23 protein-coding genes and 1 pseudogene are annotated in these 21,972 nt (G+C 38.5%); 6 read left to right on the forward strand and 18 right to left on the reverse strand.

Annotation, left to right across the window (positions count from 1 at the left end; translation table 11 throughout):
- Positions 1–42 precede the first annotated feature (42 nt).
- From B5354_RS20700 to B5354_RS08730, 3 genes are all read right to left on the reverse strand, one after another.
- A complete protein-coding gene (locus B5354_RS20700; RefSeq protein ID WP_245804743.1) occupies positions 43–321 on the reverse strand; it encodes a hypothetical protein in 279 nt (92 codons plus the stop codon).
- A gap of 168 nt (positions 322–489) precedes the next feature.
- The gene (locus B5354_RS20475) at positions 490–660 is read right to left on the reverse strand and encodes a hypothetical protein (protein ID WP_176142444.1); all 171 of its coding nucleotides are present in this window, start codon (positions 658–660) and stop codon (positions 490–492) included.
- Between the two features lie 397 nt (positions 661–1,057).
- On the reverse strand, positions 1,058–1,873 hold the full coding sequence (locus B5354_RS08730) for a hypothetical protein (protein ID WP_079527888.1): 816 nt from the start codon (positions 1,871–1,873) through the stop codon (positions 1,058–1,060).
- 961 nt (positions 1,874–2,834) lie between these two features.
- Between B5354_RS08730 and B5354_RS08735 the strand changes: the two genes are divergently transcribed.
- Positions 2,835–3,209 carry a hypothetical protein gene (locus B5354_RS08735; protein ID WP_079527890.1) on the forward strand — a complete coding sequence of 125 codons (375 nt, stop codon included), beginning with the start codon at positions 2,835–2,837 and terminating at the stop codon, positions 3,207–3,209.
- 417 nt (positions 3,210–3,626) lie between these two features.
- On the opposite strand, the gene B5354_RS08740 is transcribed toward B5354_RS08735, so the two are convergent.
- Positions 3,627–4,268 carry a hypothetical protein gene (locus B5354_RS08740; protein WP_079527892.1) on the reverse strand — a complete coding sequence of 214 codons (642 nt, stop codon included), beginning with the start codon at positions 4,266–4,268 and terminating at the stop codon, positions 3,627–3,629.
- Between the two features lie 145 nt (positions 4,269–4,413).
- On the opposite strand from B5354_RS08740, the gene B5354_RS21065 reads away from it, so the two are divergent.
- Both B5354_RS21065 and B5354_RS20705 read left to right on the forward strand, forming a co-directional pair.
- Positions 4,414–4,620, forward strand: coding sequence for a WYL domain-containing protein (locus B5354_RS21065; protein WP_176142445.1), 207 nt, complete (start codon positions 4,414–4,416; stop codon positions 4,618–4,620).
- A 17-nt stretch (positions 4,621–4,637) separates the two neighbouring features.
- Entirely contained in the window at positions 4,638–4,865 is a 228-nt protein-coding gene (locus tag B5354_RS20705) for a WCX domain-containing protein (RefSeq protein ID WP_425432107.1), read from the forward strand.
- A gap of 111 nt (positions 4,866–4,976) precedes the next feature.
- On the opposite strand, the pseudogene B5354_RS08755 reads toward B5354_RS20705, so the two are convergent.
- The 5 genes and pseudogenes from B5354_RS08755 to B5354_RS08775 form a co-directional block, all read right to left on the reverse strand.
- Positions 4,977–5,278 (reverse strand): annotated as a pseudogene (locus B5354_RS08755) (GNAT family N-acetyltransferase); the annotation flags it as partial.
- A 32-nt stretch (positions 5,279–5,310) separates the two neighbouring features.
- Entirely contained in the window at positions 5,311–6,204 is an 894-nt protein-coding gene (locus tag B5354_RS08760) for a CPBP family intramembrane glutamic endopeptidase (protein ID WP_079527898.1), read from the reverse strand.
- Between the two features lie 121 nt (positions 6,205–6,325).
- Entirely contained in the window at positions 6,326–6,949 is a 624-nt protein-coding gene (locus B5354_RS08765) for a DJ-1/PfpI family protein (RefSeq protein ID WP_079527900.1), read from the reverse strand.
- Positions 6,950–7,045: 96 nt separating this feature from the next.
- Positions 7,046–7,651: a GNAT family N-acetyltransferase gene (locus B5354_RS08770; protein WP_079527902.1), complete on the reverse strand. Its 606-nt coding sequence runs from the start codon at positions 7,649–7,651 to the stop codon at positions 7,046–7,048.
- Positions 7,652–7,724: 73 nt separating this feature from the next.
- Positions 7,725–8,384, reverse strand: a complete 660-nt coding sequence (locus B5354_RS08775; RefSeq protein ID WP_079527904.1) for a TetR/AcrR family transcriptional regulator — start codon at positions 8,382–8,384, stop codon at positions 7,725–7,727.
- A 718-nt stretch (positions 8,385–9,102) separates the two neighbouring features.
- On the opposite strand from B5354_RS08775, the gene B5354_RS08780 reads away from it, so the two are divergent.
- Together B5354_RS08780 and B5354_RS08785 are read left to right on the forward strand one after the other, a co-directional pair.
- Positions 9,103–9,315, forward strand: coding sequence for a helix-turn-helix transcriptional regulator (locus tag B5354_RS08780; protein WP_079527906.1), 213 nt, complete (start codon positions 9,103–9,105; stop codon positions 9,313–9,315).
- Between the two features lies 1 nt (position 9,316).
- Positions 9,317–9,718 carry a hypothetical protein gene (locus B5354_RS08785; protein WP_079527908.1) on the forward strand — a complete coding sequence of 134 codons (402 nt, stop codon included), beginning with the start codon at positions 9,317–9,319 and terminating at the stop codon, positions 9,716–9,718.
- A gap of 76 nt (positions 9,719–9,794) precedes the next feature.
- Here B5354_RS08785 and B5354_RS08790 read toward each other — a convergent pair whose 3' ends face one another.
- The 7 genes from B5354_RS08790 to B5354_RS08820 all read right to left on the reverse strand — a co-directional run bounded on the left by B5354_RS08790 (position 9,795) and on the right by B5354_RS08820 (position 17,972).
- Complete coding sequence (locus B5354_RS08790; protein WP_079527910.1) at positions 9,795–10,925, reverse strand: MFS transporter; 1,131 nt, start codon at positions 10,923–10,925, stop codon at positions 9,795–9,797.
- Between the two features lie 58 nt (positions 10,926–10,983).
- Complete coding sequence (locus tag B5354_RS08795) at positions 10,984–11,538, reverse strand: TetR/AcrR family transcriptional regulator (protein WP_079527912.1); 555 nt, start codon at positions 11,536–11,538, stop codon at positions 10,984–10,986.
- Between the two features lie 258 nt (positions 11,539–11,796).
- Positions 11,797–12,648: a GNAT family N-acetyltransferase gene (locus B5354_RS08800; RefSeq protein WP_483866676.1), complete on the reverse strand. Its 852-nt coding sequence runs from the start codon at positions 12,646–12,648 to the stop codon at positions 11,797–11,799.
- Positions 12,649–12,698: 50 nt separating this feature from the next.
- Positions 12,699–13,169 (reverse strand): peptide-methionine (S)-S-oxide reductase, encoded by a 471-nt coding sequence (locus B5354_RS08805; RefSeq protein ID WP_079527915.1) that lies wholly within the window; start codon positions 13,167–13,169, stop codon positions 12,699–12,701.
- A 98-nt stretch (positions 13,170–13,267) separates the two neighbouring features.
- Positions 13,268–14,596 carry an FAD-containing oxidoreductase gene (locus B5354_RS08810; RefSeq protein ID WP_079527917.1) on the reverse strand — a complete coding sequence of 443 codons (1,329 nt, stop codon included), beginning with the start codon at positions 14,594–14,596 and terminating at the stop codon, positions 13,268–13,270.
- 202 nt (positions 14,597–14,798) lie between these two features.
- Positions 14,799–16,352, reverse strand: a complete 1,554-nt coding sequence (locus B5354_RS08815; RefSeq protein ID WP_425432108.1) for a BCCT family transporter — start codon at positions 16,350–16,352, stop codon at positions 14,799–14,801.
- 282 nt (positions 16,353–16,634) lie between these two features.
- Positions 16,635–17,972, reverse strand: coding sequence for an alpha/beta hydrolase (locus B5354_RS08820; protein ID WP_079527919.1), 1,338 nt, complete (start codon positions 17,970–17,972; stop codon positions 16,635–16,637).
- 259 nt (positions 17,973–18,231) lie between these two features.
- Between B5354_RS08820 and B5354_RS08825 the strand changes: the two genes are divergently transcribed.
- Positions 18,232–20,049: a cation:proton antiporter gene (locus B5354_RS08825; protein WP_342742979.1), complete on the forward strand. Its 1,818-nt coding sequence runs from the start codon at positions 18,232–18,234 to the stop codon at positions 20,047–20,049.
- A 57-nt stretch (positions 20,050–20,106) separates the two neighbouring features.
- On the opposite strand, the gene B5354_RS08830 is transcribed toward B5354_RS08825, so the two are convergent.
- Together B5354_RS08830 and B5354_RS08835 are read right to left on the reverse strand one after the other, a co-directional pair.
- Complete coding sequence (locus B5354_RS08830) at positions 20,107–20,664, reverse strand: DUF4256 domain-containing protein (RefSeq protein WP_079527921.1); 558 nt, start codon at positions 20,662–20,664, stop codon at positions 20,107–20,109.
- Between the two features lie 168 nt (positions 20,665–20,832).
- A complete protein-coding gene (locus tag B5354_RS08835) occupies positions 20,833–21,552 on the reverse strand; it encodes a lysozyme inhibitor LprI family protein (protein ID WP_245804744.1) in 720 nt (239 codons plus the stop codon).
- Between the last annotated feature and the right edge of the window lie 420 nt (positions 21,553–21,972).

Raw genomic sequence — 21,972 nt, forward strand, 5'->3', positions numbered from 1 at the left:
TGCTTTTTAACAGAAGACTGGATTTAATTTCATATTCTCAGATCATCGCTCCAGTCTTGAAACTAGCTTCTTTTTAGTTGCCATAATAAAAGACACGATGGCAAAACAAATCAGGAAGAAAGCCAGAATCACGTAGGCTCCCCCTTCAAACCCCCTGATGTTTACGAAACCGATGTAAAACAAGATGATTGCGGCAATGACGGTTAGAATAGTTGGGATTATTCGTACAAATAAGGGAAAGTTTAATCTTCTAAACCACCAGGTAAGCAAGATAACGAGTGCCCCTGGTACAATGGCTACGAGAAACGGCCCTTCAATCATTTGTCATCCCCTCCTCGTTTGAAGAATATGAAAATCCACCTTATTTTAACACAAATTGGAAAAGGGTTTACCACTTTTCTGTAAAACAAAATGACCCTCAAATAAAAAATGAGCGCTAATCTTAAATACAGAAAAGCGCTCGTTCTTTAGGAAATCATATCAAGTTGTTTAAGAAACAATTTTCGCTGCAAACTCTTTATACTTCGCCATCATCTCAAGGGCAATTTCATAACTATCTTCTGGTTCGAAAGATTTTCGATCAAATCCAATCATATCCTTCAAAATCTCATGTGCGTAATCTGCAAAGACTACCGTACCATCAGACTCTACTCTCTCCATTCCATCAAGTTTAACGGACGGTCATTAATTTGTAAGAAAGAGCCAACTGCCATGGAAGCCATGCTCCTAGAGTAGCAGAACTTAATCTTTCATATTGCTTTTTCTGGCAATTTAAGATTAACATGCCAAGTCTGCTTAACTGCGAAGTTAATCACTACATCAGGGTTATGTTCGGAGATCGTTTTAGCAGCGCTATCTATCTCAGAAAATATACATTCTTTCAAAAGTGACTCTTTAATAACTTGATCCTGATCACTTATGGAAGATGAAGCATATTTTACTAGGATTTTCATTTTAGTGGTAACAGTTGTTAATCATCTCAATTAACATAATCTCCAAAAGTTACTCGATGTTTTTCCATAAAGTTCTTCCTGTCATGTTCTAGTCAAAAGTATAATTAGAATCTTAATTCCTTTCTTGAAGATGCATTTATTTTTGCTATATTTTTATAAATCATACTTTTTTCTAATTCTATGTGTTCTTCTTTGGTTAAATCACCCATATTAGGCTGCAAAGAAATTCTTTCGACATTTTTTCGATGCTCTTCTTCATTTACCGAAAATTCACCCAAATAACCATCAATAGTTGCAGTTATATACTTTTTCACTTCCGGATTATTCATTTCTTTTATGTACCTAAACTTGGGTATATATTCGTAAACTGCAACCACCTGTCTATATTGAATAAAACCAACTTCACCAAGATTATTTGCAGCTTCTTCTATGTCTTGTTTTGTAAGCTCTTCTTCAACTCCATCACGATACCTTTTAGCTTTTTGTTCAAATTCACCATACATTTCCTGTAAACGACCTTGAAGTTCTAACATTAAATTAATTCTTTCAAGACAATAATCAAAGACGTTCTTTTCCTCTGAAGTTAAACAACCTTCTCCTAAAACATCCATCAAAAATTTCTGCATCAGAGTATGTGGATACATATATGCATTTACCCTTTTTTCAGCATGATCTATAAATAGCGAGGTTAGTACGGAGAATTCCAATAATGCATCAAACGCTTCCAAATACTCCTTTTTTCCAGCATTAGAATTCGGTGAAACTACAGCACAACCAGTTATTGTTTTTCCTCTCTGATAATTCACCAAAAAATAATCACAATTGTTTATTCGAAAGGAGCACGGATCAATGATAAATGACTCTAAAAGTTTTTTATGTTTCTTAGCCTCTTTCTTAACCGATGGATGATTATAGTACACAGATATCACTCTTTTCTATTCTTTAATTAGGTTAACAGAAATAAGTAAGAGCTCATCTCCATCAACTAAATGATCCTGTAAATGCTTTAGTTGCACTTGTTATTCAGTTGTTAGCCGGAATATTAAACCCATTCGCTTTCAAGCATATAAATTCACATCCTTTTCGCTAATTATCATTAGTATCCAAATAATTAAACGAGGTAGTAGATTACCTTATGCTTGTCTTCAAGAATATGCCCCGTTTCATATATAAAGAGCACAATCTTAATAGGGCCTATAAGCCAATATCAACCGTTTTTTATCTCTGATAAGCACCCGTTCTTATTGGGGTAATATCAAGACAGCCTATTTATCAAATAATCCTCTTCCAATCAAATTTGCAGTCACCGGTTCCTTTCCCAATTCACGCGAAAGCAAAGTGTACAAAACAGCCCAAAACCAAAACGATGAATTAAATAGTGTAAAAATCACAACGATTTATTTTCTATCTTTGAAAGTAACAAATACATAAAAGGAAAAAAGTACGAATAAAACAACACCAACATTAATCAGTACATTAATAATCATTTCCATAAGAAATCACCCTAACTATTCCTGCCTAGTATTACAATAATTCTATAATTCCTTATCCACTCTTTAACCTATTAACAATTATTTCAAATTTCTCTCATTGGAACAATACGTTATTTCAGAATATGGACCTATTGTATGAACATTAAGCTTCTATTAGCCGGGTATTATGGAAGGTCGTTGTATAAGGATTAGTATTCACAGTTACGCTCGGTATCTAAAATTCTATACAAAAAAGTGGGGATAGACAGGTTTGAAGTGTCCCCCATACAATGGACAGTTTTTTAAAAAAGGACCTAGGCAATTACCCGCCCTCACCCCTTTACTCAATAACTAATATTGTAGCTAAGTAATTTGCTTTTAAGTTTTTCTATGAAGGGAGGTTTTTATTGTGCGTAAAATTAGTGCTGCATTATTAGCATTAACTTTAACAGTTACTTTGTTTATACCCTTTTCATCTGCATTTGCAAGCGGGGGATGGGATTATGTAGGGCATTCCACATTTCGTGAATATACTGGAGTGGCGGAGTCTACAGGGGGGGATTTCATGTTCGTATTAAATGCTGGACCAAGTGGCTGGTACCATCTTTGGGAAGATGATCCTGCTGTAAACGATTATGTGGGGAAGAAATATTTATCTCATGGCGAAAGTGCAATCTTTCGAAATATCGGTGGTTTTGTGGATGGGTCTAACGATGAGGCAGAATTCTTTGTTAAGAAACACCATAATCAAAACACAAAATCATATATGATCTTTTTTGATTAGATTTAGGGGCATAGTCTGTTTCAAATGAGCTAAACTGATTATCAAATGTCTAGGAGGGGCAGCGTCAAGATTTTGACAATTTACAACGTTAAGAGAAAAACCTTAGGGACTGGGACATGACTAATTTTTTTAAGTAAAAAGACGAATGATATGCAGTTGAAGCGGAGAAAATATACGTAGACTCTCTCCGGAATTGTTGATACATCAAGGTTTATAAGCTGTTTTTTCTATCAAAAAATTTTTTTGAACTAAACTCACCAATCAGTGTATTCCTTTTCTTCAATTTTATGGGGGTTGCGACGACGCGTTGAGTTCCCTAATTGGGTTAGGGGCTCTTTTTTCTAAAAATTGGATAAACTACATTAATTAAAACACCCTGGAAACGACAATGATAGTTCGTTTTCAGGGGGAAGTTATTTATTCGAGGATTCCGTTATATACAAGGCCTTCGTGGAAGTTAATGATTTTCAGCCTACTTGTATCCTTAACGTAGATGCTTTTGAATTGTTGCTGTCCATGGTCGCCTTTTAAAACTATGACACGTTTGTGCGGGTTGTTCTGTACAACTTCTGCATTATATCCATTTACATCAACGTGATTTGCAAGTGTAGAATATTCAACTAACCCTTCAAGTTCAGTTTCTTGTTCTGTAGCTTCGGTGTCCTGATCGCTTTCTTCAACATCTTCTTCTTTATCACTGAGAATTTTATTGAACACCAATCCATCTTTGAAGTCGATAACTTTTAACCTGTTTGTATCTTTAACATAGATACTTTTGAACTGTGGCTGACCGTTATCACCTGTTAATAGAATAACACGTTTGTGATTATTGTTTTCCATAATTTGAGCACTGAAGTCATCAGCGTCAACCACCTCATCGAGTGTGTCGTATTCAAGGAGACCGTCAATGTTTTCTGCATCGGTTTGATATTCTTGGTAGTTCATTGAAATGTTTTTCTCTGATACAGGTGTTGTGTCTGAATTTGCGTGAGCCGCGCAGACAATACCTCCGCTTGTTAGAAGTAGTGCGCTTGCTGTTGTAAGTACGAATGTTTTCATGTTTTTTCTCTCCTTTATTTTAATTACTTTTATCTTAAAGCCGCCAAGTTAAATCCCAATGTGAAGAAGATTAAAATTGGATGAGAAAAAATGGATTTCGTTTGAGCGCTGGTGATATTTTACAAATGAACGTATTGTAAAGCCATTGGGACTGGTAGCTAAGGGAAGCCGCTGGTATTTCATTGCTTCCAAGGAAAATGATGAGATCCGAAATTACAGAGCATCACGTATTCGTTCTTCAATGCCCATGGAAGAAACATTTAAAAGACCGGAGGATTTTAATCTCGCTCTGTATTGGGAGTCCTCTACAAAAACTTTTACAAAAAATTGCCTCGTTACGAAGTGTCGGTAAAGGTAGCGCCGTCTATTTTGACATGGCTAAAATTCTCAAGTCGATTTGTTCAAATTGTTGAAGTCGACAATTGTGCTCAGAATGACTGGATACCTGTGAAGCTTTCTTTTGATACCGAAGATGAGGCTAAGGGATATATACTAGGTTTTGCCAATCGAATAAAATTGATTGAACCTAAAGAAATACACGATAAGATTCTTAAAATGGCCGAAGACACTTTAGCGTTTTATAAACATGGAAAATGATGTTTCTTATTTTCTGCTCGTCATTTGTCACTTATCATTGCAGATGAAATAGCTAATTGACCTGTATCAATCTTTAGGGTTAATGATGGCTAAAACCTGATGGTCTTCCCACTATCCATTTATTTTAGTGTTTTTTTTAGCAATACCTTCTCTCGATGAAATCCTGATTTTTCTAATACCCTTATAGAGCCAATGTTATGAGGCTGCACCCCAGCTTCGATACGATGCAATTTCAATTCATTAAATGCATATTTTACAATCAATTTTGTAGCCTCAGTAGTGTATCCTTTACCATTATGTTTTTTGTCCAAGAAGTATCCGATAAAAGCACTTTGAGATGACCTTCGAAGAATATGAAAGAGATTAATTGTGCCTACTAATTCTTTTTCATCATTTTTAAATATCCCAAAATAAACGGTTACTAACCTTTTTGAACTAAGCACATTTAATTGAATAAAATCTCAAATAGTTGCTGTGGATGTGCATTTAATAATCCATGGACAATAATAATCACCCACACACTGCGATAACGTGCCCACAAATACCCCAAAAATAGTCCTACGATTCCATGGTTTGTAATAACCGTCGCCATATCAACATTCCATTGACCAGATCCATGTACCGCAAAATGCCAGCTCGCCCATAAGAGTGATGTAAGAAGAATTGCCGGCCAAGTACCTAGTATTAATTCCAGACGTGTTTGCAACCAAACTCTATAAAAGAGCTCTTCGAGTAGACTATTAATAAGAAAACCTACGAGTAAAGTGACGATTAACATCGTTGGATCAGTTATACCCAATGAAACAAAGGGTGTAGAAAATACAGAAAAGAAGTTAAGGTAAACCCATATTATAATGACTATAAGCGGTATAAGCCAATACCATTTAATACTAACTGTTGATTTTATAGGTTTTGATCGCTGTTGTTTGGGGTTACTTCTATAAAACAAAAAAAGCATTAGTGGAGTGAACAATAATAAAATTATTTTACATATCATAAACCACAATTGGAACGCCATACCTTGAAAGTTCACAATGAGAAGGCAAATCGTGAAAAGAGCTCCACACAAGAATAAGACAACGTTTTGGATTATGATACTCTTTGGATCAAAATGTTGAAGGGGATTGTATTTATTACGTTGAAACGGTAAGAATCGGATGAGGAGTATACCGACAATTAAAGGTATCCACTTGTTCCAAACGGGCATTGTTCCCTTATGATCCCCACTATAACGTATATTTGTTTCCCCAATCCATATTAGCCAAAGTGATGATAGTAAAATGACAAGCATACTTATAACGCCAATTATCTTCCCCGTTCTGGGAAAATAACTACTCATAAAAACCCGACCTTTCATTCCATTATTGCAAACCAGATACAGGTGACTTGCGTTTTTTACTTAAATATTATTTAAATGGGCTTTTGTTACTCCACAATCTGGCCAAACAAATCAAGGAAACTTATTCTAAAGTCTGCATTAAGGTGTAGAAATATTTTGCATCACCAGTATTAAAGTAGTTATACCATGCCTCAAGAGTATCTTCAGCAAATACATCTAACTTCTCTAATACAATTCTAGCGAAAAGCAAACCACCTGCTGAACTACCTGTAATCAAACCTCCATCCGCCATTGCCTTCACATTTTTATAATATTGCTCACCTTTATAATTTGGACATACCATCTTAAGAAATTCAAGACTATTGCTGGTATGAATACGTGCGTCTAAAACTCCAGTCTCAGCAAGTGTAGTTGTTGCTCCACAAATTGCAGCAACTGTTGCCCCACATTGTATAAATTCGGTAGCCTTTTCAATAATCGGAGTATGCTTTGGATCATTCCAAGTATCAGCCCCTGGTAATAATAAAACTGCTGAAGGCTGAGAAATAACTTCATCAACAGTTATGTCAGGCGTAACCGTTAAACCGCCCATTGTTGTTATGGATTCCCTTGTAGGCCCCACGGTTTTCATAGAAACATTGGGACTCTGCTTTTTAAAGTATCGTCTGGAATGAAGTTCTGCCGTCACATACCCAAGTTCCCAATCTGATAATGTGTCTAACACGTAATTGTATACGTTAATCACGATATTCCCCTCCCTGATAACCGCAGTCAAGTGTAACTCTTAATCCGTTTCTCGCGCCCCGTTAATTAAACAAGCATTTTTGTTAGATGCCATATTTTAATTCTTATTGGCGACATACAATTCCATATAAATGCTATGTTTAAAGCCTTTCATCTTTGAAAAACTCTCCTTTTTTCGCTCAAACTCTGTAAAACCGAACTTTTTATATAATCGATGAGCAACCTCATTTGTATCCACAACTTCTAGGATGTAACGATGATAACCCTCATTCTCTAATACGTAACTCATCAGTGCAGTTGAAACACCTTTACCTCTCGCTTTAACTGTGGTAGCAACACATTCAATATAACCTGTGTCATCTTGGTAAGACAATTTTTTATTAAACTCATCTTTCATAAAATGATAAGCCATACTCCCTTTCACGTAGCCAAATGAATCTCTCAAAATTGTTTTATCAATTGTCAATGCTCGATTCTGGTTATTGGAACAAGCAAGAATTCCAACAACTTCACCTTCTAAAGTGGCAAAGTAAAAAACTTCTGGACAGATCATTTTCTGAAACGCTTCAATTAACTTTCCCCGATTGTTTGAGAGAAACGCTAAGTCTTTCTCGTAACCATCAACGAAAACAGCTGCTACCTCACGAGATACATCTCTGTTACACTCTCTCATTGGCATTACTCTAATTTCATAGCTTTCCATTTAACTCCCTCCTTGATATTTAACTGACCGTACGGTTTATTAACATGTGTTTAAAAACCCCTTGAGTAGGGGTTTACTTTTTAGATATTCCATTCAAAAAAACGTCGATCGCATTTTCGTAAAGGAGATAAAACTTTTCCTCATCGTAACCGAGAAATTGTGTAACACTCATACCAGTGAGTGTACTATAAAGTATATAGGCTAAATCATCAACTGTTTTATTACTTACAAACTCTTTATCACGTATACCTTCCTCGATGATCTGATAAAATATATCATATTCAGGCTGAAAAAGATGGATAATCTTTTCTTTCACCATATCTTCGATGTTCTCCGTGCCCATATACTCTGGAACGGTTTTAGACAGTGGATTTTGCATATCCGAAGCATAGTATTGGGCCAGCAAGTATAATTTCTCTGTAGCCGTCGTAACTTGATTGGCTTGAGCCTCCCATTCTTGCCTCCAGAATTTATTGGCTGTTTCAACAGTGTACAAAAATAATTCTTCTTTGCTTTTAAAGTGATAATAAATGCTACCTTTGCTAATTTCTGTGAATTCACGGATTTCTTCCATGGAAGTGGCAGCATAACCCTTTTGTTCAAAAAGAACTTTGGCTTTTTCTGCAATGTGTTTTTTCGTTTTTTCGCCTTGACCAACAGGTCTCGCCATAATGATTACCCCATCATTCTTGATTTTATAATGAATAAACTGACCGATCGTTTTATTAAACATAAATGATGTACCTTAAAATTGCAACCTCATCTAAAAATTATCCTTCTAAACCTTTCATTTATCTTGAAACGTTATTGCGTTAAATGGCCCTTCGTATTAACAGAAGACTTGTTTTCAAGATAAACTTAAAAGAACATCATACCGACCTTCCGCATCTGCCACTTTATTTGGGAGATTCGAATCAAGACATGACTTCTCATTTTTGTGATTATAAGAAAACCAACTCTATCCACCACATTTTCTCTACCTAGTTGTTTCTTCAAAGCTATTTCCATCCAAACTTTTCACAAACAGTTCACCCTCTATAGCACCCAACCCTACCATTATATACGGTTTAGGAGCAATCACAGATACGAGTGTGACACCAAACCAATAATCAGCAGTTTCAAATTCTTTCGTCTGCTTTCTTGTGCCTCTTAAAGGATCTCCTTGCTTAGATTTTCAGGCGAACTAAACGATTCCACAGTTTGTTTTACTAGTTGATTATCTTCCTCCGTTAATTCCAATAGATGTCCCTAATCTCATTAATGTGATGGCTCCGTTCATCAGCTGGTAAGATTTAATTGATTTAGAGGAACCCAACCCGTATAAAGTACCATAGATGATTTTGTTTCTTAAAATATGGAGAAATTTAAAATGTAATGTTTACATTACATTTATTTTAGAATATAATCAAGTTATGTAAGGTGCACATTACATTTCAGAAAGGTCGTAAACGATGAAACATGGAGTACGTAATTCCATAAAAGAGATGAGAAAAGAGAAGGGGTTCACCCAGGACCAATTAGCTGAAAAGATCCTGGTCACTAGACAAACGATTATTGCCATAGAAAAACAACGTTATGAACCATCCATTGGCACAGCTATTAAATTAGCTACTGTATTAGATTGCTCATTAGACAGTTTATTTTGGATTGAAGGAGAGGAATGAAATGAATCTGACCTACAGAACAAACTTCCTATTGAAAATGGGGATTCCATTAATTTTATTTTATCTTTATTTTTTCCATTCTAGCTCTACAGCGACCTTAGTTGCTGCGATTATAGCTACAATTCACTACGGGGCATATGGAATTGATATTCATAAAAAGGGAAATTGGACCAAAGTTAACCTTGAGCATGATCAACGCACTCGTTCTAATGCTCACTTTGCCGGATATATAACCTGTTGGGCAATGATTTTTCTCTTACTCATAGGCAGTGTACTTATACTAAACACGGATATACCTCTGACTTTTCCTAACCTTATCGCCTATACGATTCTAGCCAGTTTCGTTTTAAGATGGATTATACGTGACTATCTTAATTTTCTCCCTTTAGCGGAGGAAGGATAAATGTCCTTTCACACAAAAAGAGCGCAAGTCTTTTCCAGATTTGCGCTCTTATCATGAAGACTCGATAATTAAGATTTTAACTCTTTTTTGGGGCTATAAGGGCAGCCACAATACCTACTAATCCATAAAGTATAAAGGAAATAACATAGCCCCATGTCCCAATAAACCAGCCCGCGAGTACTGAACCGATTACCTGGCCCATTGCCAAAGTTAAAAAGGGTACGCCGATCCCTAATGATGCATTTGTAATAAATACACGGATTCCCCAGACAAGAAGGACTCCGGTTAAAAATATATAGGAGCAGCCGAAAATTCCAGCTGATAAGTACGACATCAACAAATTTTCAGGTGCAATAGAAAGAATAATCGATGATGAAGCAATCAACAAACTCCCTACCTTATAAGCTAAAGACAGTCCCCACTTTTCAACTAGAGAACCAGAAAATCCTCCTAGCACACCGAATAGCCCTATAATGACCCAAAATCCTGAAAGCTGCCAATCATTATAATTACCAGCCACTTCAATAAAAGATCTGGAAAACGTCCAAAAGGCTGCTGTGGAAATTCCCAAGGTAAGAGATGCCAAAATTAAAGGCATCGCTCCTTTTACTCCTCGTATAGAGAGGTTTCCTTTTTTAAACCTCACCCCCGAACTCATACCATTTTTCGGAATCGCTTGGAAGTTCCATATCAATATCATGAATGTCAGGATAGCATAGATCAAATATGTCAGTCTCCAATTCGGTGCTAATAAAATCGCTCCTGCTCCAGAAAGGGCTATGCCAAAACTGGTTCCTGAATTGACCCATGTATTTGCTTTTCCTTGATTACTCTCTTTAATCCATAGCGATATCGCGGCGCCATAAGGGGGAGATACCAAACCTGTACTTCCTCCAGCCAATAACACCCCTAGCGCAAGCAACCATACATTAGGAGTGACACCTATCAGCAGCAATCCAGCAAAAGCTGACAGCCCAGCTGAGATAATCATTCTTCTCGGCCCTTCTTTTGTCGTAATGACAGTGGATAGGATGATTGTGAGGCAATAGGCTAAATAAAACAGCGAAGAAATCATCCCCGATACAAACTCGGACATTTCAAGTGATTCATTGATTGCAGGCAGAAGCAACCCAAAACTAAACCTCGCCAATCCATAAGTAGCAGCAATCATGGTAGCACCAGGTAAAACTAATTTTGAAAATTTCATGGTATTCATCCTAACTTAAATTATATAGAACGACCTTTCTAATTTTCAGGTAAAAAAATTACGATGTATGTAGGACAAGTGTCCTCGCCATCGCAATAGAGTGTTCCGTTGCTTTCTCTGCACCAATCAATGTCGTCATAGAAGTGGTTCCTTCAAGCAGCAATGTAAATCGGTGAGCTAAATCTCGTTCGTTATCTTTCCCTTTCCTTTGAGCCAATTGCTGAAAGTATTTAAGCAATTTGGATTTGTGACCTCTTGCAATACTTTCAATTTCATTATCTGTTCCTGCATAATCTTCTATTGCTCTTAAGAACATGCATCCTCTGTAAGATTGTTCGTTTAACCAACGACCGTGAGCTTCAACAGCAAGAATAAAAGGCGAATCTGAATCCATTTCGACTTGTGAATCCAAATAAGACCAATAGCGTTCTTCCCGCTGTTTAAGTACTTCTTCAACTAAATTGTCCTTGGAAGAAAAATGATTATAAAGCGTCATCGTTGCTACATTCGCTTCACTGATAATTTGCTTTAATCCTACTCCATGAAATCCGTGCTCATAAAATAACCGTTCAGCTACGCTGAGTAGTGTATCTTTTTTTACAGATCGACCCATGTCATGCACTTCTCCTTCCATTAGATAGAATGACCTTTCTAATATTAGAATATCAGCCACTCAATCTTACCGTCAACCAATTAATCAAATACAATAATGGCCAGTACCCTTTAACAGAAAATAAATAAAGAGATTCATCTATACTTGGCCATTTTTCATGCAAAAAGACGCATATCCTTTATTCCGGAAGTGCGCCCAATCGTATTGCTGAGGATTATCATTCTCTTTAATAACTCATACTTAAAAAATGATTTTCTCTTATGCTGAAGGAATTACAACTGCATTACACGCTCTTTCGTAAAACTCAATGGGGCCGGCGCCACCAATAATTGCGTACTCGTAACCAATATCTTTCATATCTTTTAGACAATGATGGAGTAACGAATAACCAATCCCATTCATTCTATTAGATTCAGAAACACCCATAGGACCAAAATAGCTTTTTTTATTTTTATAGACGTCAAAAGCGGCGAACCCGACTATTTCTTCCTCATTATTCAACGCTATGTATATTGATGGATTTCTTGATTTAAAACCACCTTTTAAAGTTTGTGACCATTCGTATGAGAAATTTTGTTCTACATACTTTACTAGTTTATCAGAATCGGTCTGCTTCACTTTTCGAACAAAATGAGAATTTATGTTTGGAAAAGTGTAATTACCAAGATGCGTAATCATATCACGGGATGTTGTACCGAGAGTTAGTATGATTTCTTTGTTATAATCATTTAAATATTTATCGATAAGATCAGTGTTAATTAATGCTTTGAGGACATGACCTTCATTTAGATAAACTTGGTTATATTTTTTCATTATACTAATGGCAACCTCAAAAACCTGTTTTATCTCCTCTGTTACATTAACGTTAAACAGGGGGCTTTTAGTCCTGTTTTGGTTTGCGGTATTTTCTACATCTTCAATCTGGGCCCTTAAAAAAGCAGCATCCAAGGTACATTTCAAAGAAACCTCCCCGAGCGCACCTTTTTTTTCACTAATACAAGCGATCAGTAAATGTATCGGTTCTAATACATTACTTTTTGAAACTTCAACCTCGCTTTCCGCATTCCTCATTATTCTTAACATCCTATTAGTGATCTTTAAATTATCCAGTTTTACTCCCCCTTCTGAAAACTATAGAGTTCATAAACCATCTTTCCTCCTTACTTATATCTACTTAAAATTTCTTCTGGAATATGACAATAATCATTAGGACATCTAGCTAACCTATCTTGATGTTCTTCTGCACTTCTCACATAGTTTGTTAGAGGTAATACTTCAACAACTATAAGGTCGTCATCATTTCTCGCCCCAAGAAATGCCTTCGCCTCTTTTAAGTGTTCCGGCTTTTCACTATACACCCCTGTTCTATATTTCTCGCCAACATCCTGCCCTTGTTTATTCAAACTGTATGGATCAATGATTTCAAATAAATATCCCATTAAGTCCCTGATTGTTACAACCGTCGGATCAAATCCTGTTTTCACACATTCTGCGTACCCATCATAATCACCCTCAAGTGTGTGACTTGTTCCATTAGCTCTTCCCGCTTGTGTAGACTTAACTCCAGGTAAAGTTTTTATAAAAGCTTGTACTCCCCATAAACACCCACCTGCTAAATATACCACTTCCATATAGTTCTCTCCCTATCATTCATTTCTTCAGAATCACACAAATTTCATCATCTGTGATCCTACATAAAGTCTATTGAGATATTCCTTTTGTACAATTATCAATCGATCGCAAATAGAGCATTGAATGATTCGCTCATGACCGGGTGATTATATATTTGATCTCTTAAATACGTATAAGGAGCTTCCAAATCCATTGCTAGCTTTACAAGATTAATCAATTCTGGGGACTCAGGTCCAAACAAGCTGGCACCTAGAATTTTATCTGTTTTTTTATCGATGACAACTTTAAATAAGCCTCGAAGGTCGTTGATGACATGTGCTCGCGGATGTGACGCAACCAACAATTTTCCTTCAGCGATTTCATAACCCTTTTCTTCTGCTTCTTTGGCTGTTATCCCTACCCTGGATAAAGGAGGATCAATAAACATGGAATTGGGAACATGTTTACGACTCTCGAGAGAATATTTTTTGTCACCAAACAAGTAGTTCTCAACAATACGGTAATCATCCAGGGATATATACGTAAATTGCATACCGCCTTTTACATCACCTAGAGCCCATACATTACCCACCGTTGTTTCAAGATGATCATTGACCTTAATTGCGCCATTTTCCGTAAGTTCAATGGATGTATTTTCAAGACCGAGGTGTTCCACATTCGGTTTTCGGCCAGTAGCAAGCAGCACTGCATTTGCACTTACCGTTTCACCATTGGATAATGACAACGACACCTTATCTTTACTTTCCTCTGTAATTTCCTGTGCTTTTGCCCCAAATATAATATGGATGCCCTTTTCTTCCATTACTTTCTGAACTTCTGCTGCGATTTCACGATCTTCTCGAGTCAACAGCTCTTCTTCCGGTGTTATCACCGTTACTTCCGCTCCAAAGGTTTTATACATAGAAGCATATTCCAGCCCTATATATCCGCCACCTATAATTGCCAATTGTCGCGGCAGCTGTTTACGATCTATCAGAGACGTACTTGTGTAGACTTTATCCGAATTCAGGTCACCTTTCAACGGTGGAATATTGCTGGTGGCACCTGTATTGATAAAAATATGTTCAGCAGTTAAGACTTCAGTTTTACCATCTAATTCTAATTCCACTTCTTTATCTGAACGAAAACTTGCTTCCGATTCGTAAATCGTAACATTCTCATGTTCAGCTAAGTTTTTATAATTTTTTTCTCGTAACTTTTCCACCACCTTATCTTTTCTTTCAATGGCGTCTCGATAAGGGACACCTTTCAAGCCATCTTGGACAAGTGATTTTGTCGGGATGCATGCGATGTTAATACAAGTTCCGCCATACATGTCTGGATCTTTCTCAATCATTGCTACGTTCCAATTGTTATTGGCGAGCCTCCCAGCTAATGTTTTCCCTGCTTTGCCAAAACCAATTATTATTGCGTCATAAGTAATCATATACACACTCTCCTATCAAATTCATTACGTATTGTGTCCAAGAATCTCTAAGCTACAATTTCCATTCTTAAGTACTATACCCGTTTAAGTTAAATTAAACTAAATCTGATTTATAAGCTTCAAGGAAGCCCTACAAATTACATACAAAAAAACTCCGACAACCTTTTCAAAAGGTGCCGGAGTGCTTAAACAATACTATGAATTATTTTTCCACGTTTTCTTCAATGATTCCTTGGGCTTTCGCCATCTCTTTCGCAATCCGCGGTGCGTGCCACAATAACGAAAGCATTAAAATCGAGACAGGAACAGCGGCAATCACAACAAATGACTGTAAGGCCCCGATTCCTCCCCCGCCAATTTTTATTAAAATCGTGGCAATTACTGCCATGATCACTGCCCAGAACACACGAACCATTTTCGGTGGATTCCCGGCCCCTGTTACACTCATCGAAATCGAGTAGGCCATTGAGTCAACGGTCGTGACGACAAAGAGCATCGTTAAAATGAGAAAGACGAATGGCATCATAAATCCTAATGGCATTTCTTCTGCAATGGCGATAATCGCCGCTGGCAGTCCGCCTTCCATTAGAGGTCCACTGATCGATCCCGCATTCTTCAACTCCTGAAGAATGCCTGTCCCGCCTAAAATGGTAAACCAAAAGTTGGCGGCTAGTGGTGCGATAATAGCGACCACGAGAAATACTTCTCTAATCTTGCGCCCTCCGGCGATTCTCGCGACAAGCAGCGAAACTAATGGGCCAAAGCCGATAAACCAGCCAAAGAAGAAAAGCATCCAGCTGCCCAGCCATTCTTGATCAGCCCGAAACGTACTAATCGAAATAAATTCGCTCGTGTACATTCCAAAGGATGAAATAAAGGAATCTATAATAAACCCGCCAGGTCCAAACAACAATAAGAAGAAGGCTATGGCCACCGCCATCACAACGTTTGCCTTACTTAACCACTGAATTCCTTTTTCAATACCTGTTAATGTAGAGAATAAAACAATTGTAATGAGAGCTACTATAATGAACACTTGTGTTGTAAAGGTATCAGGCCATCCAAACACCGAGTTGACACCATAACTTACTTGCAACCCAAGAAACCCAATCGGCCCGATGGTTCCAGCCGCTGCCCCAATGATACAAAAAACATCGGCCAGTGTTCCCCAAATGCTGTCACGAATTTTTTCACCAAAGATAGGGTACAAAAGTGTTCTCGGCTTTAGCGGCATGCCCTTATGATGATGGGCATACATAATCACGATTGTACTGATCGCACCATATACCGACCAGGCCGTGAATCCCCATGACATATAACTTTGAGCAAGCGCGGGCGCCACCGCTTCTTTCGTCCCCGCAATAATCCCCGTGTGCATCGGTGGGACTTCCATAAAATAATACATCGGCTCAGCGGCTGCCCAGAACACCCCGCCAGCTCCGAGCCCGGAAGTCACGACAATCGCAATAAATTTGAACAAGCTCATATCCGGCTGTTGACCTGGATTGCCAAGCCGCACTCTTCCATATTTGGAAAAAGCAATCGCAGCTCCTACAATAAAAGTGGCTAACAAAAGCAACTGCCAATACGCTCCAAAATAACGAATCGATAAGGCAAAACCTATGTCTACGTAATGTTTAACCATATCTACTTTAACAATCGAAAGTAAAACAAATAGAAGAAGCAGGCCGCCGCTTAGTATAAAAACGGGCCAATTCACTTTCTCCTTTAACGAAATCTGATCACTCTTTGACATCCATTCACCCCTATAAATAATACCCTGATGTTCAGGTTTCGTCCCTGACCATCAAGTTTTCATTGCCTCTGAAAAAGAACTTCGACTCCCGATCAATCTCGGATATTCCTTTCCTTCACTCCTGGTCGTGTAGCATAGATACAAGCCCAATTTAGTCGACAGCTTACCATTATACAGCAATAGCAACTCCAATCAAGTGGTAATGGAATGGATATAAGAAAACAGCCACACAAAAAGAGCGCCATTCACTACCTTGAATGGCGCTCCTCCTTCTTCGTTCATCTATTTTATAAATCCAGCATTTTTGAAAAAGCTTACGATCCCTTTGACCAGCCCATCTGCTAACGGCAAGTCCGGATCAGAGTACGTCTGTAAATTTCCGGCTCTGTCCTCAGGAGCCTCTTTTAGGACATGATTCATCTTGTCAATCACTAACAATTCAGCTTCCGGTTTCGCTTCTTGAAGCATTTCGGCCTCTTGAACTGGTACTTGAAGATCTCGTTTTCCGTTGACAAGCAGGACAGGAATAGTTAACTTCTGGATTACCTTAGCAGGATCATACTGCATCCACGAAGACAGAAATGGTTGAACAGATGGACGAAATACGCTTTGTAATTCCTTTGGTACATTGTCCACTTGTTCGCCTGCCTTTAGCTGTTCTAAAATTTGCTTACTTTGCTTTTTCAGATCCTCAGGAAGGTTAACTTTTAACTGATCATAAAGGACTTCATTGATCGGCCGGCCAGCCCCTGCTAACGATACAAAGGCATCAACGTCCGCTTCGGCAGCTGCCAGCATACCAACGAGAGATCCTTGGCTGTGCCCAATCACGCCTACTTTTGAAAATTGGTCCTCCCCATTTAACATGTTTACCCACGCCTGAGCATCCTGAGCAAATTGGTCAAAGCGAAGTTCTTTTTCCGGAATCGTCGCTTGTTGATTTTTCCCTACACCACGTTTATCGTACCTCACACTAGCTATACCTTCTTCAGCTAACGCCTCCGCCAAAAGCTTCAAACTGATGTTTTTCCCTTGAACGGTGGCAGAATTACCGTTACGGTCAGTCGGACCGGAACCTGGAATAATCAACACAACTGGGTGCGGCCCCTCTTCATCAGGCGTCTCTAGCTCTCCAAGCAGTTTGCCTTCGTTCGTGTCGACACTGAGAAATTGTCCCTTTTCCTCTTTGGCAACATCACCCGTTTCAGCTTTTCCCTTTTTCAGTTCAAAAGGAAACGATTGACCTTGCTGAGTAAAGGTTCCAGCTATAGTATCTCCCTCTTTTTCTCCCTCAAAGCTGATCTTCTGACCTGCTAACTCCATGTGAAAAGAGACCGCTGATCCATCAACCTTTACTTCCGCAAAAGGGTAGTCCTCTACACCTTGAACCGGAATACTGAGGGCTCCACTCCATCCGTCGCCTTTTTCAAAAGTAGTCATGATCGGTAATGGCTGGTTGGGCACATTAATACTTCCATTCCAACTGCCTGCTATACCTTCTGTGGACGCTTCTCCATCTTCTGATTTAGCCTGCTCCGTTTGGTTTTGATCGGATTTGCTGCTGCAGCCTACTAACAAAAGCATGATCGCGAACAATAAACCAATACTTTTCCCCTTCATCGACTCATCCTTCCAGCGATTTTATTACTTTCTAAAGGTACGAGTGAAGGACAAGAAGGTTTCATAGAAAAGTTGAAAATCGCAAAAATGAGGCAATAGAATGAGGTAAACCCTTCATTATGCAAATTTGTTGGAATACGGCTATTCGCACTCATGTCCACTAAAACAAGAAAAACACGTATTTATTAAATGTATAAATTGCTCAACCTTCTATGGGACATACTAACAAATATACATAGATGAGTGAGGAGGTTAACAAGTGGTTGATTCTTTATTATTTCAAGTAGTCATGATCGGGGTCCTCGGGATCGGCGCCCAATGGCTAGCCTGGCATTTTCGTTTTCCAGCCATTGTAGCGATGTCCCTTGCCGGCTTACTTGCTGGACCGCTTTTCGGCATTTTGACCCCTAAAGATGCATTTGGGGATACCTTTCAGATATTTATTTCCATTGCGGTAGCGATCATTCTGTTTGAAGGGAGCTTAAACCTCAATTTCAAGGAAATTCGCGGGATTGGGCGTCCCATAGTGCGAATCATAACAGTAGGTGCCTTTATTGCATGGATCTTGGGTTCATTTGCTGCACATTATGTAGCTGGGCTGTCTTGGGCTGTTGCTTTTGTCATTGGTGGTCTGTTCATCGTCACTGGCCCTACGGTTATTTTACCTCTTTTACGGCAGGCAAAATTGAAACAACGACCTGCATCGATTTTAAAATGGGAAGGCATTATTGTTGACCCAATTGGAGCATTACTTGCTGTTTTTGCATTTGAAATCATTGTTTTTCTTACATCTGAGGAAGTTTCAGCAGCCATACTGCTCTTTTTTTTCCTATCGTCTCTATTGGCCGCCTTGATAGGTTGGTTGACAGGAGTTATCGTAGGGTGGATCTTCGAAAAAGGTTATGTTCCTGAGTTTTTGCGCTCCCCCGTTGTCCTATCCATGGTGACAGCTTGCTTTATGGTGACCGATGAGATTAAACATGAAACAGGCTTACTCGCGGTCACTGCGATGGGAATCAAATTGGCTAATATGAATATATCATCGTTTAGTGATATGCGTCACTTTAAGGAAAATATGTCTGTACTGCTTATGTCAGTGGTCTATGTCATGATTACAGCAGGGGTAACAAGAGAGACATTGCTGGATATATTAAGTTGGAATATCATCGGCTATATCCTGTTAATGATCTTCCTTGTTCGTCCCTTATCCATTTGGCTTTCAACCATTAATACAGATATTACCAATCAGGAGAAAGCACTAGTCGGGTGGATCGCCCCCCGAGGAATTGTCGCGTTAGCCGTTTCCAGTTATTTTGCTCATGTGCTGTTAGATGCTGGGTATGCTGATGCAAACCTTGTCATTCCCATGACGCTCGGTCTCGTTTTTTCAACGGTGGTGGCACATGGATTTTCAATCCGATGGGTATCGGAAAAACTTGGTCTCGCTGTCAACAGTCAGCCTGGTGTCCTAATTGTCGGCAGTAATCCATTTAGTGTCAGTATGGCAAAAGTGATGCGGGAGTTAGATATTCCAATATTATTGGCGGATTCATCAAAGCAGCGGCTAAAGGCTGCTCAAGGAACAGGTATTGACACTTTTCATGGCGAAATATTGTCTGAACTATACGATCATGAGTTAGACATCACACCATATGAATACATGGTTGCAGCATCTAATCTGAACTCTTATAACGCTTTAGTTTGTAGATCCTTTGTTCAGGAAATGGGCCGAAATAACATCTTTAGTCTGCACAATGAGAACGGAGAAGGACTGACGGACCTCGTTGACAAATATGACAAACGAATCTTAACAAAGGAAAATATTTCGTGGGGCGATCTGAACGACCGTATTGAACGTGGTTTCCAATTTAACACAACAGAATTAACTAAAAAAAGCTTTTCCCAATGCGTAGAAGAACGCAGTGAACAAAGCTTAATCCTATTTGTTTTAAAATCATCTGGAAAAATCGAGTTTTCAACACACGAAGGACAGGTCATAGGGAAACAAGGAGATACAGTTGTAAGCCTTGATCCGCCAGACACTCTAAGCAAGAACACTGAAGAAATAGAGGAATAGATCGAGGCGCTTATCTTACTAGAGATGAGCGCCCGTTAGTGAAGGAATTTGAAGCATTTAAACCCTTAGTGAGCCACGGAAACCCCTTGCAGCATAGTAAGACTCTGCTCCATTGTGGTACACAAAGACAGTGTCATAGCGACGATCACAAAAGATCGCTCCACCAAGTTTTCGAATAGCAGCAGGTGTTTGCACCCAGCTCGACGTTTTCTTATCGACATGATCCATTTCCTGCAGCTCCCGATACTGTTCCTCCGTTAAAAGTTCAATGCCCATTCCAGCTGCCATATCTATAGCGTTATTCTCTGGTTTGTGTTTTTTCCTAGACTCCAGGGCTTCACGGTCGTAACAAACACTTCTGCGCCCTTTAGGACTCTCCGCTGAACAATCATAAAAAATGTATTCGTCCGTCTTTTTATCAAAACCCACAACATCCGGTTCACCGCTGGTTGTTTCCATTTCATTGAGCGACCATAGCTTTTCAGTATTAACCTCGAGCTTTGCTTCAACTTCACCCCATTTAAGATCTTTATGGCGGTGCATGTTTTTCTCAAAACGGTCTTTCAATGCTCTAAGTAACTCTTCTCGTTGTTCCAGTGACAACTCTTTTGTCATGTTACTTCCTCCTTACTATGTTTACTTATAATGGTCTAAGTATATCATTCCACTCAACACTGACATATGATCACTAGTGCTTCCTAAATACTATCATAAAATTAATAGCGCATATCCTGATTTAACGGGGAGTACCAATTGTGCTTCCGTCTAAAAAAGCATCTCAAATTACTTCATATATCTTGCAACTAACTCATAACATCTTTCTCTCGTAAGACTTGCTTGCGTAGCCACATATTCTAATTCTTCCGTTGATCCACCTTCATATTTCAGTGATGCCTCTTTAGCGGCTTTATCTCTATGTTCTACCCAATCCCGTTGCTTTTCTCTTAATTTATCCATCTGGTCTGGAGGAAGCTGTTCTTCCAACACACCATAAATTTTGTTCAATTCCTCATCCCATTTTTTATACCTTTCCTTTTCTTGTGCCACCATTTCTGGCATTGTTTCTACAACTTCTGCATATCTATCTGCCTCCTCCATTTTATTAAGTTTCTCGAGATATTCTCCTTTACTAAGTTCAGCAGCTTCACTGTTACCTTTATTGGATGTCGATGACTTTTCATCATTTGAATTTGTATGTTCAGAAGTGGATTCTTGGTCATTTATCTGGGTGTCGCCGGTATCTTCTGTGCTGGTATTCTCGATAGAATAATATTTAGTACCTTTTTCATACACGTTAGAGAAATTTCCGGAGTACTGTTCCATTTCTGAATACTTAGTGACTTGCCCAATTTCGCTATCTATTTCTGTTACGTATTCATCACTTACTACATAAATGTATCCATCCCATACCACAAAAGGATAAGCCCAAGATGTGGCGAAAGATGGATCGGGAAACACTAAAGAAAATACTATTGCAAAAGAAATTAAATGCTTAACCTTCATAATAATACTCTCCCCTCTTATAAGTAAGACGTATATTATCCTGTTAAGTTTCATTACTAAATTCCTTACCTTTTTAAAAGAGCCCTATAGATCATTAAAGGGCACAATCCTACTCCAGAAGTGCGGACATTAAATGTTAAAGTACTCTGATTATGGAAATGCGGACTTTTTTCAGATTCCATACCTATAATGGAGAAGTCTCCCTTCTTCCAAAAAAGTGTAATCCAGAATCTATGAAATGACCCTGGCCTTTTCTTCATTATTTGAATTCAAGTTAATAAAACCGTTTGAGCTGCAATAACATAGATTGAATGTGCAGGTGATTGAAAAGAAGAGATATTTAAAATTTGTGAAATGAATGCTGGAGAGAAAATGAACTAAAAACAGCTCTGTGTTAGAGCTGTTTTAGTTTGAGGACCT

Source organism: Halobacillus hunanensis (assembly GCF_900166655.1).
In the GTDB taxonomy this organism is placed as follows: Bacteria; Bacillota; Bacilli; order Bacillales; family Halobacillaceae; genus Halobacillus_A; species Halobacillus_A hunanensis.

What these genes read in the sequence shown, in the direction of transcription:
- B5354_RS20700 (WP_245804743.1), bottom strand. Translation starts at nt 321, where the DNA reads ATGATTGAAGGGCCGTTTCTCGTAGCCATTGTACCAGGGGCACTCGTT.
- B5354_RS20475 (WP_176142444.1), bottom strand. Translation starts at nt 660, where the DNA reads ATGGAGAGAGTAGAGTCTGATGGTACGGTAGTCTTTGCAGATTACGCA.
- B5354_RS08740 (WP_079527892.1), bottom strand. Translation starts at nt 4,268, where the DNA reads ATGAAAACATTCGTACTTACAACAGCAAGCGCACTACTTCTAACAAGC.
- B5354_RS08760 (WP_079527898.1), bottom strand. Translation starts at nt 6,204, where the DNA reads ATGAGTAGTTATTTTCCCAGAACGGGGAAGATAATTGGCGTTATAAGT.
- B5354_RS08770 (WP_079527902.1), bottom strand. Translation starts at nt 7,651, where the DNA reads ATGGAAAGCTATGAAATTAGAGTAATGCCAATGAGAGAGTGTAACAGA.
- B5354_RS08775 (WP_079527904.1), bottom strand. Translation starts at nt 8,384, where the DNA reads ATGTTTAATAAAACGATCGGTCAGTTTATTCATTATAAAATCAAGAAT.
- B5354_RS08780 (WP_079527906.1), top strand. Translation starts at nt 9,103, where the DNA reads ATGAAACATGGAGTACGTAATTCCATAAAAGAGATGAGAAAAGAGAAG.
- B5354_RS08785 (WP_079527908.1), top strand. Translation starts at nt 9,317, where the DNA reads ATGAATCTGACCTACAGAACAAACTTCCTATTGAAAATGGGGATTCCA.
- B5354_RS08790 (WP_079527910.1), bottom strand. Translation starts at nt 10,925, where the DNA reads ATGAAATTTTCAAAATTAGTTTTACCTGGTGCTACCATGATTGCTGCT.
- B5354_RS08795 (WP_079527912.1), bottom strand. Translation starts at nt 11,538, where the DNA reads ATGGGTCGATCTGTAAAAAAAGATACACTACTCAGCGTAGCTGAACGG.
- B5354_RS08805 (WP_079527915.1), bottom strand. Translation starts at nt 13,169, where the DNA reads ATGGAAGTGGTATATTTAGCAGGTGGGTGTTTATGGGGAGTACAAGCT.
- B5354_RS08810 (WP_079527917.1), bottom strand. Translation starts at nt 14,596, where the DNA reads ATGATTACTTATGACGCAATAATAATTGGTTTTGGCAAAGCAGGGAAA.
- B5354_RS08815 (WP_425432108.1), bottom strand. Translation starts at nt 16,352, where the DNA reads ATGTCAAAGAGTGATCAGATTTCGTTAAAGGAGAAAGTGAATTGGCCC.
- B5354_RS08820 (WP_079527919.1), bottom strand. Translation starts at nt 17,972, where the DNA reads ATGAAGGGGAAAAGTATTGGTTTATTGTTCGCGATCATGCTTTTGTTA.
- B5354_RS08830 (WP_079527921.1), bottom strand. Translation starts at nt 20,664, where the DNA reads ATGACAAAAGAGTTGTCACTGGAACAACGAGAAGAGTTACTTAGAGCA.
- B5354_RS08835 (WP_245804744.1), bottom strand. Translation starts at nt 21,552, where the DNA reads ATGAAGGTTAAGCATTTAATTTCTTTTGCAATAGTATTTTCTTTAGTG.